Raw genomic sequence first — 12,771 nt, forward strand, 5'->3', positions numbered from 1 at the left:
CCAGCTGGGCCTTGAGCTTGCTCGGTGAAACACCGGAGCGGGCCGTTTCGGCTTTCCCGCGCCTGCGAAAAGCGTTACAGAGTGTGTCGGGGCTGTTACCTGACACGGAGCGAACTTTGCCGGGCTTGACCAGTCTGCGCGTGAAGGGCGCAGTGCATCGATTGGCCCTGGCTGCGCTTGCGCTGGGCCTTATCGGTAGTGCCGCGCGCGCAACGCCCATCCTCCTTGTGGAAGCGGAAACCGGCAAGGTTCTGGAGCAGCAGGAAGCCGGGCGCCCCTGGTATCCCGCCTCCGTCACCAAGCTGATGACCGTCTATGTGGCGCTCAACGCGGTGCGTGAGGGTCGCCTGTCCATGGACACGCCGCTCACCGTCTCGACCATGGCCGCGTCCCAGTCGCCCACCAAGATGGGCTTCCCGGTGGGCACCAAGGTCACGCTCGACAATGCCCTGAAGATGCTCATGGTGAAGTCCGCCAACGACATGGCGGTCACCATCGCCGAAGGCGTCGGCGGCTCACATGCGGACTTCATCCAGGAGATGAACGCCACCGCCGCGCGGCTCGGAATGAGCGCCACCCATTATGAAAATCCCAACGGCCTGCCGGACGCGGGCCAGGTGACCACCGCGCGCGACCTCGCCATTCTCGCCCGCCACCTCATCTATGATTTCCCCGAGCACGAGATGCTGTTCCGCATCCCGGCCATCCGGCTCGGCAAGACGGTGATGCGCAACTATAATCGCCTCATCGACCGCTATCCCGGCGCCGACGGTATGAAGACCGGCTTCATCTGCGCCTCCGGCTTCAATCTGGTGGCCTCCGCCTCGCGCAACGGCAAGCGGCTCATCGCGGTGATTCTCGGTGCCCCCTCCGCGGTGGCGCGCACCGAGCAGGCGGCCCTGCTGTTCGAGAAGGGCTTCCAGCCCGCCTGGAATATCTTCGGCGCCTCCTCACCCGGCCTGGAAAGCATCGCCAACCAGACCACCGAGCCGGTGGACATGAACATCTGCAACCGCAAGCGTGCCGTCGCCGCTGCGGAGAATGAGGACGAGAACCTCTATTCGCAGGGCCCCGGCGCCAGTTCCTTTGCGGTGTCCGCCGCCGTGGCCGCCGGTTTCAGCAAAGGCGAGGGCGCGGCCCTGCTCCAGACCCTTCCCCCGTCCATGCCGCCGGTGCGGGTCTATGTGGGCCCAGCCAGCGCCACGCCCAGCCAGCAGGACGAAGCCCTGGCGAGCGCACGGGGAACCCCGCCCGACGCCCAGGCCAAGACGGCGGGTGACAAACCCTCCGGCAAGCAGAAGACGGCTGTGATCACCCCCGCAGGCAGCGAGCCCGCCAAGCCTGCGGCTGCGAAGCCCACTGCTGCGAAGCCTGCCGCGAAGCCGGCGGCCAAGCCCGCCTCCGACGATGCGTCCGATGACGCCCCGGCCGCGAAGCCCAAGACCCAAGCCGCGAAGCCGGCCCAGGCCGCGCCAGCCCAAGCCGCGAAGCCGGCACCGGCGGCCAAGCCCGCGCCCGCCGCGAAGCCCGCCGCTGCCGCCAAGCCGAGCACGCAATCCGCCGCGACCACCACGGGCGCATCGACCGCCGCGCCTGCTCCGGCGGCCGATCCCAACGTCTTCGGCCCGCCGCCCACCCGTCCCGGCACCTGAGCGCAGCGGAACCCTGCCCGTGAGCGATGCCGACGCCCCCGCCCGTCGTCCGGCGGGACCTCTGCCCCCTATCCCTGTCACGGTGCTGACGGGGTTCCTCGGCGCGGGGAAGACCACGCTTCTCAACCGCCTGCTGGTCGATCCCGCCCTCAGCGATACCGCCGTGCTCATCAACGAGTTCGGCGAGATCGGCCTCGACCACCTGTTCGTGCGGGAGGTGAAGGACGGGGTGGTGCTGCTGGCCAGCGGCTGCCTGTGCTGCACGGTGCGCGGCGATCTCGTCTCCGCGCTGGAGGATTTGCTGCGCGGGCGCGACAATAACCGCCTGCCGCCCTTCAACCGCGTGGTGGTGGAGACCACCGGCCTCGCGGACCCCGCGCCCATCCTCTTCACCCTCATGAGCCATCCCTATCTGGTGCTGCGCTATCGCCTGGACGGGGTGGTGACGGTGGTCGATGCCGTGAACGGCATGGCCACGCTGGACGCCCAGCCCGAGGCGGTGAAGCAGGCCGCCGTGGCCGACCGCATCGTCCTCACCAAGAGCGACCTGATGGACGGCCGGGAAGACGCGCTCGCGGCGCTCACGGCCCGCCTCAGGCAGCTTGCGCCCGGCGCGCCGATTCTGGACGCAACGCGGGGCGAGGCCACCGCCGAGGCGCTGCTGGGGGCCGGGCTCTACGATCCCGCCACCAAGATTCCCGACGTGACGCGCTGGCTCGCGGAGGAGCGCATCGCCGCCGCCGAGGCGGAGGGCGGCCATGATCCGAACCGGCACGACGACCGCATCCGCGCCTTCACCATCGCCACGGACGCGGCGGTCTCCGCCTCCACCCTGGACCTGTTCCTGGAGCTTCTGCGCGCCACCTATGGGGAGAAGCTGCTGCGCCTGAAAGGCGTAGTGAAGCTGGCGGACGACCCGTCCGCGCCCGTGGTGCTGCACGGCGTCCAGCATGTGATGCATCCGCCCGCCCGGCTTGCCGCATGGCCTGACGACGATACCCGCACCCGGCTTGTCATGATCGTGCGCGATCTGGATCCGGACGTGGTGCGCCGCCTGTTCGCCGCCTTCCTTGGCGTGCCCCAGATCGACATGCCGGACCGGGAGGCGCTGATGGACAATCCCCTCGCCCCGGCAGGCCTGAAGGGTGGACGATGAGCACCATTCCCTCCCCCGCCGACATCGTCGCCTTCTGGCGCGCCGCCGGACCCGAGAAATGGTTCTCGGCTGACCCGGCCTTCGACTGCCAGGTGCGCGAAGCGCTGCTGCCCGCCCATCTCGACGCCGTGGCGCGCGGGGCGGGCGCCAGCCCGCTGCCGGACTATGAGGACGATGCGCAAGGTGCCCTCGCCCTCGTCCTGCTGCTGGACCAGGTGCCGCGCAATGTGTTCCGGGGCACGCCGAGCGCCTTCGCGTCGGACGAAGCCGCCCGCCTCGTGGCGGAGCGGGCGCTGGCCAAGGGGCTCGATGCCCAGGTGGAGCCCGCCTTGCGCGGCTTCCTCTATCTGCCCTTCATGCATGCGGAGGATATCGCCCTCCAGGAGCGGTGCGTCGGGCTCTATGAGGCGCTGGGCGCCACCGAGGAGCTGCATTACGCCCGCATCCACCGGGACATCATCGCCCGCTTCGGCCGCTTCCCCCACCGCAATCCCATTCTCGGCCGGGCCACGAGCGAGGCGGAACGGCAATTCCTCGTCGAGGGCGGCTTTTCCGGCTGAGGCGTGGGATCAGGCGTCCCTCGCCGGCAGTCCCAGATGCGCCAGCACGCCGCCCGCTGCCGCCCAGCCGGTGGCGAAGCAGGCCTGGAGCAGATAGCCGCCGGTGGGAGCCTCCCAATCCAGCATCTCGCCGCAGGCGAACACGCCCGGCAGCGCCTTCAGCATGAAATGGCCGTCCAGCCCCTCCCAGGCGAGTCCGCCTGCGCTGGAAATGGCCCGCTCCAGCCCCGCCACCCCGGTGACGCGCAACGCAACGGCCTTGATGCGCGCGGCCAGCGCGTACGCATCGGCAGGCGGCGCGCCCCCTTCCCGCAGCAGCGCGGCGGCGATGGGAGAGAGGCCCGCGCCCTTGCGCAGGCGGTTCGCAAGAGACTGGCTGGGCGGAACGGCGGATAGCTTCTGCGCGAGTTGGGCCTGGGTTCGGTCGGGCCGCAGGTCCAGCGCGAGGTCCGCATGCCCCTGCGCATCCACCGTGTCGCGGATCAGCGCCGACAGGGCATAGACCGCCCCGCCCTCCAGCCCCGACTGCGTGACCATGGCCTCGCCCCGTACGCTGCGCCCGCCGCAGGTGAGTGCGATGCGCTTCAGCGGCTCGCCCGCCCAGCGCTCGGCAAAGGTCGCGGACCAGGGGATGAGAACCCCCATATTGGCGGGGCGAAAGGGCGTTCCCGCCACCCCGCGTTCGGCCAGCATGCCGCGCCATCCGCCATCCGCGCCGAGCCGTGGCCAGGAGGCACCGCCCAAGGCGAGGACCGTAGCCGAGGGCCGCAACGAGAGCACACCCTCCGGCGCCTGGAAGCGCAGCGCGCCTTCATCATCCCAACCGAGCCAATGGTGGCGGGGGTGCATGGCCACCCCGTGGTCCGCAAGCCTGCGCAGCCAGGCGCGCAACAGGGGCGATGCCTTGAAGCTGCGGGGAAAGACGCGCCCGCTGGAGCCCACGAAGGTCTCCTCCCCGAGGTCTATCGCGAAGGCGCGCAGCGCTTCGGGCGGGAAAGCCCGCACCGCCGCCAGCAAAGCGGGCGCGGGCGGGCGATAGCGCGCGAGAAAATCCGGCAGGGGTTCGGAATGGGTGAGATTCAGGCCCCCGCGGCCCGCCATGAGGAATTTGCGCGCCGGTGACGGCATGCGATCGAAGATATCCACCCGCACGCCTGCACGCGCAAGACGAGTGGCGGCCATAAGGCCCGCAGGCCCGGCGCCGATGACGCAGGCGGTGGCGCAATTCCTGTCCATGCCTGGGTTTTTGCCTGCGCATGGCCGCACTGTCCATGCGCACTCTGTATTTATTACCATTCCTTATGTGGACGGACGCCGCCATATCTGCCATGCCCTAGCGCGGCTGGGGGGTTGGAAGGCCCCTAATGGATACAAAGTTCGTCAGGCAACGCACATTGATCATCAGGCTGCTGCTGGGTTGCGGCATCCTGTGCACGAGCGCCCTCTGGCTGTTCGAGGGACGTTTCGGCCTGCTCTCCGAATATGACCGCTACGGCTACCCGCTGCTGCTGACCGGCTTCGGCCTGAGCTTCGGCCTGCTGCTGGCCGTGCCGCGCCTGCGCGCCGTCGCGGAAATCATCGGCTATTCCACCTTCGTGCTCTATTGCGCCTGCGCGGTGCTGGCCTTCCCCACGCTGCCCACGAACACGCGCCTCTACACCATCGCCAACACCCTGCAATGGATGCCGCTGATCTATGTGACGGCCTTCCTCCTGTTCAAGCAGCGCAAGGCCATGCTGGCGGCGGGCGGCGCCTTCGGCCTGAGCCTCGCCGCGCTGGCCTGGACGGTGGCCACGGGCACCGCGGGCACCTGGAGCGCCATCCACGCCTCGCTGATCCTTAACGCCTATGCGGTGCATCTGCTGACGCTGCTGGCCCTGTCGCTGTTCGTGGTGACCCAGTCCGCGTTCGAGCGCATGCGCAAGCGCACCCTGGTGCTGGAGAGCGCTGCCTTCTCCGATGCCCTGACCGGCGTCGCCAACCGGCGCGGCCTGGAGCGCATCCTCATGCGGCACGCCGAGCAGCCCGGCATGCCCATGGCGCTGATCCTCCTGGACATGGACCATTTCAAGCGCGTCAACGACCGGCGCGGGCATGTGTTCGGCGACAGGGTCCTCCAGACCGTGGTGGACGCCCTGGGAGGCGCCCTGCGCGCCGACGACCTGCTGGGGCGGTGGGGCGGCGACGAATTCCTGGTGCTGGCGGACGGCACATCCGTGGAAGACGCGCGCGCTTTGGCGGAACGCCTGCGCAGCGCGGCGGCGGCATTGCCGGCCAGCGCGAGCGGCGGTGTCACCCTGTCTGCGGGCGTGTCCCTGTGGGATGGCGAGGGGGGCCTGGAAGAGGCGCTGCGGCGGGTGGATATCGCCCTGTATGCCGCCAAGAATCAGGGCCGCGACCGCGTCGCCATGGCCGAGACCACCATCCACGGAACCACCCGGGCGAAGGTCTGAGGCAAGCGGCGCCGGTCTTGACCGGCGCCGAACAGTGTCACGCGCAAGAGCCCCGCGGGGCTCTCGTCTTCAGGCCTCGCTGGAGGCTTCCAGCACATCCTCAAGGGTGCGCAGGCCCGCGCGCGGCGAATTCACCAGCACGGCCATGTTGCCGGGCGCGTGCTGGTTCTTCCACATCTTGGTGTGCGCGTGCGGGATGCGGTCCCAGGGGAACACCTCGGACATGCAGGGATCCACGCGCCGGTCGATGATGAACTGGTTCGCGCCCGACGCCTGCTTGAGGTGCGCAAAGTGCGAGCCCTGGACGCGCTTCTGGCGCATCCACACATAGCGGGCGTCGAAGGTGAGGTTGAAGCCGGTCGTGCCGGCGCAGAACACCACCATGCCGCCGCGCTTCACCACGAGGCACGAGACCGGGAAGGTCTGCTCGCCGGGATGCTCGAACACGATGTCCACGTCGCGCTTGCCGGTAATGTCCCAGATGGCCTTGCCGAACTTGCGGGCTTCCTTGGTCCACTCGACATATTCAGGCGAGTTGACCGTGGGCATCTGGCCCCAGCACTTGAAGTCCTTGCGGTTGATCACGCCCTTGGCGCCGAGGCCGAGGACATAGTCGCGCTTGGAATCGTCGGAGATGACGCCGATCACATGGGCGCCGGAGGCGGCGGCGAGTTGAACGCCGAACACGCCGAGGCCACCCGAGGCGCCCCACACCAGCACGTTGTCACCCGGCTTCACCGTGTGCGGCGGATGCCCGAACAGCATGCGGTAGGCCGTGGCCATGGTCAGGGTGTAGCAGGCGGACTCTTCCCAGGTGAGGTGCTTGGGGCGCGGCATGAGCTGGCGCGCCTGGACACGGCAGAACTGGGCGAAGGAGCCATCCGGGGTCTCATAGCCCCAGATGCGCTGGGACGGCGAGAACATGGGATCGCCGCCGTTACATTCCTCGTCGTCGCCGTCGTCCTGGTTACAGTGGACGACCACTTCGTCGCCCACCTTCCAGCGGGTGACCTTGGGGCCTACGGCCCACACGATGCCCGAGGCATCGGAGCCGGCGATGTGGAACGGCGCCTTGTGCACGTCGAAAGGCGTGATCGGCTGCCCGAGACCGGCCCAGATGCCGTTGTAATTGACGCCGGCGGCCATCACGAGCACCAGCACGTCGGTCTCGCCCAGTTCCCATGTGGGAACCACTTCCACCTGGAACGAATCCTCGGGCGCACCATGGCGCTCGCGACGGATGGCCCAGGCGTACATCTTCGCGGGAACATGGCCGAGCGGCGGGATCTCGCCGACCTCGTACAGGTCCTTCAGCTCGGAGCCGTTAGGCGCGCTTGCCCTCGCGATCTGGCTCATAGCGTTGATCCTTCCTTCCTCAGCGGCTTTTGCCGACGTTTGTTTCGCACCGCAGCGTAGCAGAGAAATCCGGGCTGGCGAGCCCCCCTTTGTGACAAGTCCAAAGTCGATTTCCATCAAGCAGCTTGAACGCGCCCGCGCCTCGAAGGGCGGCATTTTTTCCATCGACGCCAGCGTGGTTGCAGCGCAAACTGCGCCCCAAGGAAAATGGGGATGTGAGAATGCCGACCCGCGACAAACCTTGGCTGTTCCGCACGTATGCCGGGCACTCGACCGCCGCGGAGTCGAATAAGCTGTACCGCACCAATCTCTCCAAGGGGCAGACCGGCCTCTCGGTCGCCTTCGATCTGCCCACCCAGACCGGCTATGACAGCGACCATCCCCTGGCGCGCGGCGAAGTGGGCAAGGTGGGCGTTCCCATCTCGCATCTGGGCGACATGCGCACGCTGTTCGACGGCATCCCGCTCGCCGAGATGAACACGTCCATGACCATCAATGCCTGCGCGGCGTGGCTGCTCTCGCTCTATATCGCGACGGCGGACGAGCAGGGCGCGGACCGGACGAAGCTCAACGGCACCACGCAGAACGACATCATCAAGGAATATCTCTCGCGCGGCACCTATGTGTTCCCGCCCGCGCCCTCCATGCGGCTCACCAAGGACGTGATCCTGTTCACCACCCAGCATTTGCCGCGCTGGAACCCCATGAATGTGTGCTCCTATCACCTGCAGGAAGCCGGCGCGACGCCGGTTCAGGAGCTGGCCTTCGCCCTCGCCAACGCCATCGCCATCCTCGACACGGTGAAGGCCTCGGGCGAGGCGGAAGGGCCGGTGTTCGGCGAGGTGGTGGGCCGCATCTCCTTCTTCGTGAATGCGGGCATGAAGTTCGTCACTGAGATGTGCAAGATGCGCGCCTTCGTGGATCTCTGGGACGAGATCTGCGTGAACCGCTACGGCATCACGGACGCCAAGCAGAAGCTGTTCCGCTATGGCGTGCAGGTGAACTCGCTCGGCCTCACCGAGCAGCAGCCCGAGAACAACGTTTATCGCATCCTCATCGAGATGCTGGCCGTCACCCTCTCCAAGAAGGCGCGCGCCCGCGCCGTCCAGCTTCCCGCCTGGAACGAGGCGCTCGGCCTGCCCCGCTCCTTCGACCAGCAATGGTCGCTGCGCATGCAGCAGGTGCTGGCATATGAGACCGACCTGCTGGGCTATGGCGACATCTTCGACGGCTCTGTGGAGATCGACCGCAAGGTGGAGGCCCTAAAGGACGAGGCGCGGGCGGAGCTGGAAAGCATCGGCGCCATGGGCGGGGCCGTGGCCGCCGTCGAGAACAGCTACATGAAGCAGGCCCTGGTGGAATCCAACACCCGGCGCCTGGAATCCATCGAAACCGGCGATCAGGTGGTGGTGGGCGTCAACCGCTGGACCGAGACCGAGCCCTCTCCCCTCACCACCGGCGAGGGCGCCATCCTCACCGTGCCCGCCCACGTGGAGCCCGAGCAGATCGCCCGCCTCCAGGCCTGGCGCGCGGCGCGCGATCCCAAGGCGGCCGAGAAGGCCCTGGCGGACCTCAAGAGCGCGGCCCAGGAAGGCCGCAACATCATGGAGCCCTCCATCGCCTGCGCGAAGGCGGGGATCACCACGGGCGAATGGGGCACCTGCCTGCGCGAGGTGTTCGGCGAATACCGCGCGCCCACCGGCGTCGGACGCGCGGTGCGCGCGGATACGCAGGGCCTGGACGCGGTGCGCACGGACGTGGAGGCGGTCTCCGCCCGCCTCGGCCGCCGCATCAAGTTCCTGGTGGGCAAGCCGGGCCTCGACGGGCATTCCAACGGCGCCGAGCAGATCGCCGTGCGCGCCCGCGATTGCGGCATGGAAGTGGTCTATGAGGGCATCCGCCTGACCCCGGCCGAGATCGTGAACGCCGCTTTGGAAGAGAGCGTGCACATTATCGGCCTCTCCATCCTCTCCGGCTCCCATGTGCCGCTGGTGAAGGACGTGATGGACCGGCTGCGCGCCGAGGGCATGACCGACGTGCCCGTGGTGGTGGGCGGCATCATCCCGCCGGACGACGAGGCCCAGCTGAAGGCCTTCGGCGTCGCCGCCGTCTACACGCCGAAGAATTTCGAGCTGAACCGCATCATGGCCGACATCGTCGCCATCGTGGACCGGGAATCCCAGAAGGCGGCCTGATCCCGCCCCCCCCTCTTCAATGAAAAAGGCCCGGAGCGATGCTCCGGGCCTTTTCTTTTGCGCGGCGGACCGCACCACCACCCATGACCGCCGCTCTTAAGCATCGCAACGGCCGATCCCGGCCCAGATGGGCCAAGGCCCCGTGCGTCGAACGCACGGGGCCTTGGGATCAGAACTTCAGCTCCGGCGGCGGGGCGTTGGTATCCCCCGGCGAGAGCAGCTCAATGGAGCGCCCGTCATCCACCGGCGGCTTGTCCAGCCAGTAGGTGACGCTTTCCGGCCAGAGGATAACGATCACCACCAGCAGGAGCTGCATGCCCACCCACGGGATCGCGCCCCAATAGATGTCCGAGCTCTTGATGGACTTCGGCGCAATGCCTCGCAGGTAGAACAGCGCGAAGCCGAAGGGCGGGTGCATGAACGAGGTCTGCATGTTCACGCACAGCAGGACACCGAACCAGACGAGATCGATGCCGAGCTTGGCCGCGACCGGCGCCAGGAGCGGGATCACGATGAAGGCGATCTCGAAGAAGTCGAGGAAGAACGCCAGGAAGAAGACGAAGATGTTGACGAACACCAGGAAGCCGACCGCCCCGCCCGGAAGGCCGGTGAGCAGGTGCTCGATCCAGCGGGCGCCGTCCATGCCCTGGAACACCAGGCTGAACACGGTGGAGCCGATCAGGATGAACACCACCATGGCGGTGATGCGCATGGTGGTCGCCATGCTCTGATACAGCAGGTCCCAGGTGAGGCGGCGATGGAGCGCGGCGAGGACGATGGCGCCCACCGCACCCATGGCGCCGGATTCCGTCGGCGTGGCGAGGCCCATGAAAATGGTGCCGAGCACGAGGAAGATGAGCACGACGGAGGGGACCATGCCCCACAGCACGCGCATCACCAGCTTCCAGCCCATTTCGCCGCGCGCCTCAGGCGGCAGCGGCGGCACCATCTGGGGGCGGAAGAAGGAAATGAGGGCGATGTACAGAATGAAGATCGCCACCTGGAGGATGGAGGGCCCGATGGCGCCCAGATACATGTCGCCCACGGACCGGCCGAGCTGATCGGCCAGCACCACGAGAACCAGGGACGGCGGGATGAGCTGGGTGATGGTGCCGGAGGCGGCGATCACGCCAGTGGCCAGGCGCTTGTCGTAGCCGTAGCGCGTCATCACCGGCAGCGAGATCATGCCCATGGCGATAACCGAGGCCGCGACGGTGCCCGTAATGGCACCGAGAATGGCGCCCACGATGATCACCGCATAAGCGAGCCCGCCCGGGATCTTGCCGAACAGCTGGCCGGTTCCCTCCAGAAGGTCTTCCGCCAGTCCGCAGCGCTCAAGAATCGCGCCCATGAACGTGAAGAAGGGGATCGCCAGCAGCAGGTCATTGGAGATGATCCCGTAGAACCGCAGCGGCAGCGCCTGCAGGAAGCTCGGCACGAAATAGCCCAGCTCGATGCCGATCACGCCGAAAACGATGCCGACCGATGCCAGGGAGAACGCGACCGGGAAGCCGGCGAGGAGGAAGAGGATCATCCCCCCGAACATCAGCGGCGGCATAATGCCGTGAGAAAACATGTCTTTGCCCTCGGAGCCTTGAGTTCCCAGCGGTTACTGAACCGGCTTTTCGTAATGGGTATCCATTGCGATGTAGCCGGAGAGGGCCGCGACCCGTTTGATGAGCTCGGACACGCCCTGGAGGAAGAGAATGGCGAAGCCGAGGGGCAACATTGCCTTGGCAGGCCAGAGGATCAGCCCGCCCGCATTCATCGAAAGCTCCTTGGATACGAAAGAGCTCCAGAAGAACGCGAATGAGAGATAGCAGAGAAGAGCCATGATCGGCAGGAAGAACACCGTATAGCCGATGGTATCGATCCAGAGGCGGGCACGGTCGGACACGTTGCTGTAGATGAGGTCAACGCGAACGTGCTCGTTCAATTTCAAGGTATAGGCGGCGCCAAGGAAAACCATGCCGCCGAACATGTACCACTGGATTTCAAGCCAGGCATTGGAGCTTGAATTGAACATGTAGCGAATGGTTGCATTGCCCGCGCTGATCAGGACGGCGAGCAGGACCAGCCAATTCGCGATGACAGCAAAGGCCGCGCTGAGTCCATCGATGAGCTGACTGAGTTTCAATAACAACTTCATGTTCAGTTCCCCTCGCGAGGCCTGTTAGACGCTTCATTTGAGCGAGTCCACCGTCACCCAACGACATGCAGAGCCGGTCCCGAACGGAACACGGCCACAACGCGGCGTTGCGAGAGAAACGTGTCGATCCCAGAACCCGCCCCTCACAGGCAAGGGCTTGGCCGAGCGATCACGGGGACTCCCCTCGAATAAAGCGCATTCCCAACCCGGCACCCTCTTTGGTGGGGTGCCATTAGCCGCGCACCATAAGGAGTTGCGCATGCCAGACAAGGGGCCGTTCGTATGGTAGGCGGCTTGCAACTTAAATAGACAGAAAGTCTAAGACCGCATTGTATACAGGCTGCCCCGCAGATACGGTCCCGCCGGGTAATATCGCCCTGTTTCCTCGCAGGCCCTCCCCATGAGCACCATCGGTATCCGCGGTTCCTTCTTCGATTTCATCGACGACCCGTGGAAGCATGTCGGCCGTGAGCAGGATGCGGCCCGGTTCCATCCCGATGGCCTGATGGTGATCGAGGACGGCATCATCACCGATTTCGGCGCCTATGCGCAGGTGGCCCCCCGCCATGCCGGGCTGGAGATCACCCATATCAAGGGGCGCATCATCACCCCCGGCTATATCGATGGCCATATCCACCTGCCCCAGACCCGCGTGCTCGGCGCCTATGGCGAGCAGTTGCTTCCCTGGCTGCAGAAGTGGGTCTTCCCCGAAGAGGTGAAGTATAAGGATCCCGACTATGCGAAGGAGGGCGTGAAGCGCTTCTTCGATACGCTGCTCGCCTCCGGCACCACCACCTGCCAGGCCTTCACCACCACCTTCAAGAACGCCACCGAGGAATTGTTCGACGAGGCGAGCCGCCGCAACATGCGCGTCATCGCCGGCATCACCGGCATCGACCGCAACGCGCCCGATTACTATGTGGACACGGCCGACAATTTCTATCGCGACAGCGTGGAGCTGATCGAGCGCTACCATCGCCAGGGCCGCAACCTCTATGCCATCACCCCCCGCTTCGCCATGGGCTCCTCCAAGGAGCTGATGGAGCGCTGCGAGCAGCTCAAGACGCAATATCCCGACTGCTGGGTGAACACCCACATCTCCGAGAACCCGGCCGAGATCCGCACCCTGCTGGGCCTGCACCCGGACTGCTCGGACTATCTGGGCGTCTATGAGAAATACGGGCTGGTGGGCCCCAAATTCTCCGGCGGCCACGGCGTGTGGCTCTCCAATGACGAGTTCGACCGCATGT

General features: G+C 66.6%; 10 protein-coding genes. 6 read left to right on the forward strand and 4 right to left on the reverse strand.

What is annotated here, in order from left to right; genetic code table 11:
• Nucleotides 1–125: 125 nt before the first annotated feature.
• Genes EJJ38_RS11885 through EJJ38_RS11895 form a run of 3 tightly spaced genes read left to right on the forward strand, consistent with a single transcriptional unit; the run spans nucleotide 126 to nucleotide 3,368 of the window.
• A complete protein-coding gene (locus EJJ38_RS11885) occupies nucleotides 126–1,652 on the forward strand; it encodes a D-alanyl-D-alanine carboxypeptidase family protein (protein WP_127090258.1) in 1,527 nt (508 codons plus the stop codon).
• Nucleotides 1,653–1,671: 19 nt separating this feature from the next.
• Nucleotides 1,672–2,808: a CobW family GTP-binding protein gene (locus EJJ38_RS11890; RefSeq protein WP_127090259.1), complete on the forward strand. Its 1,137-nt coding sequence runs from the start codon at nucleotides 1,672–1,674 to the stop codon at nucleotides 2,806–2,808.
• Complete coding sequence (locus EJJ38_RS11895) at nucleotides 2,805–3,368, forward strand: DUF924 family protein (protein ID WP_127090260.1); 564 nt, start codon at nucleotides 2,805–2,807, stop codon at nucleotides 3,366–3,368. Before EJJ38_RS11890 ends, EJJ38_RS11895 begins: the two co-directional genes overlap by 4 nt.
• A 9-nt stretch (nucleotides 3,369–3,377) precedes the next feature.
• On the opposite strand, the gene EJJ38_RS11900 is transcribed toward EJJ38_RS11895, so the two are convergent.
• On the reverse strand, nucleotides 3,378–4,604 hold the full coding sequence (locus EJJ38_RS11900) for a BaiN/RdsA family NAD(P)/FAD-dependent oxidoreductase (RefSeq protein ID WP_127090261.1): 1,227 nt from the start codon (nucleotides 4,602–4,604) through the stop codon (nucleotides 3,378–3,380).
• Nucleotides 4,605–4,762: 158 nt separating this feature from the next.
• Between EJJ38_RS11900 and EJJ38_RS11905 the strand changes: the two genes are divergently transcribed.
• Nucleotides 4,763–5,821, forward strand: coding sequence for a GGDEF domain-containing protein (locus EJJ38_RS11905; protein ID WP_164738482.1), 1,059 nt, complete (start codon nucleotides 4,763–4,765; stop codon nucleotides 5,819–5,821).
• A gap of 69 nt (nucleotides 5,822–5,890) precedes the next feature.
• Here the strand turns inward: EJJ38_RS11905 and ccrA are convergent, their stop codons facing one another.
• Nucleotides 5,891–7,177, reverse strand: a complete 1,287-nt coding sequence (gene ccrA, locus EJJ38_RS11910; protein ID WP_127090263.1) for a crotonyl-CoA carboxylase/reductase — start codon at nucleotides 7,175–7,177, stop codon at nucleotides 5,891–5,893.
• A gap of 221 nt (nucleotides 7,178–7,398) precedes the next feature.
• Between ccrA and EJJ38_RS11915 the strand changes: the two genes are divergently transcribed.
• Nucleotides 7,399–9,372 carry a protein meaA gene (locus EJJ38_RS11915; RefSeq protein WP_127090264.1) on the forward strand — a complete coding sequence of 658 codons (1,974 nt, stop codon included), beginning with the start codon at nucleotides 7,399–7,401 and terminating at the stop codon, nucleotides 9,370–9,372.
• Nucleotides 9,373–9,541: 169 nt separating this feature from the next.
• On the opposite strand, the gene EJJ38_RS11920 is transcribed toward EJJ38_RS11915, so the two are convergent.
• Together EJJ38_RS11920 and EJJ38_RS11925 are read right to left on the reverse strand one after the other, a co-directional pair.
• Nucleotides 9,542–10,948 (reverse strand): TRAP transporter large permease, encoded by a 1,407-nt coding sequence (locus EJJ38_RS11920; RefSeq protein WP_127090265.1) that lies wholly within the window; start codon nucleotides 10,946–10,948, stop codon nucleotides 9,542–9,544.
• A gap of 33 nt (nucleotides 10,949–10,981) precedes the next feature.
• Entirely contained in the window at nucleotides 10,982–11,521 is a 540-nt protein-coding gene (locus EJJ38_RS11925) for a TRAP transporter small permease subunit (RefSeq protein ID WP_127090266.1), read from the reverse strand.
• Between the two features lie 400 nt (nucleotides 11,522–11,921).
• Between EJJ38_RS11925 and EJJ38_RS11930 the strand changes: the two genes are divergently transcribed.
• Nucleotides 11,922–12,771, forward strand: an 850-nt coding sequence (locus EJJ38_RS11930; RefSeq protein ID WP_127090267.1) for a guanine deaminase, incomplete at its 3' end; no start/stop codon positions are given.

Origin of the sequence: Aquabacter cavernae, from assembly GCF_003993795.1 — a bacterium.
Lineage (GTDB): Bacteria > Pseudomonadota > Alphaproteobacteria > Rhizobiales > Xanthobacteraceae > Aquabacter > Aquabacter cavernae.

Bases quoted from the DNA above. Each gene is read 5' to 3' on its own strand.
- EJJ38_RS11895 (WP_127090260.1), top strand. From the start codon at position 2,805: ATGAGCACCATTCCCTCCCCCGCCGACATCGTCGCCTTCTGGCGCGCC.
- EJJ38_RS11900 (WP_127090261.1), bottom strand. From the start codon at position 4,604: ATGGACAGGAATTGCGCCACCGCCTGCGTCATCGGCGCCGGGCCTGCG.
- ccrA (WP_127090263.1), bottom strand. From the start codon at position 7,177: ATGAGCCAGATCGCGAGGGCAAGCGCGCCTAACGGCTCCGAGCTGAAG.
- EJJ38_RS11915 (WP_127090264.1), top strand. From the start codon at position 7,399: ATGCCGACCCGCGACAAACCTTGGCTGTTCCGCACGTATGCCGGGCAC.
- EJJ38_RS11920 (WP_127090265.1), bottom strand. From the start codon at position 10,948: ATGTTTTCTCACGGCATTATGCCGCCGCTGATGTTCGGGGGGATGATC.
- EJJ38_RS11925 (WP_127090266.1), bottom strand. From the start codon at position 11,521: ATGAAGTTGTTATTGAAACTCAGTCAGCTCATCGATGGACTCAGCGCG.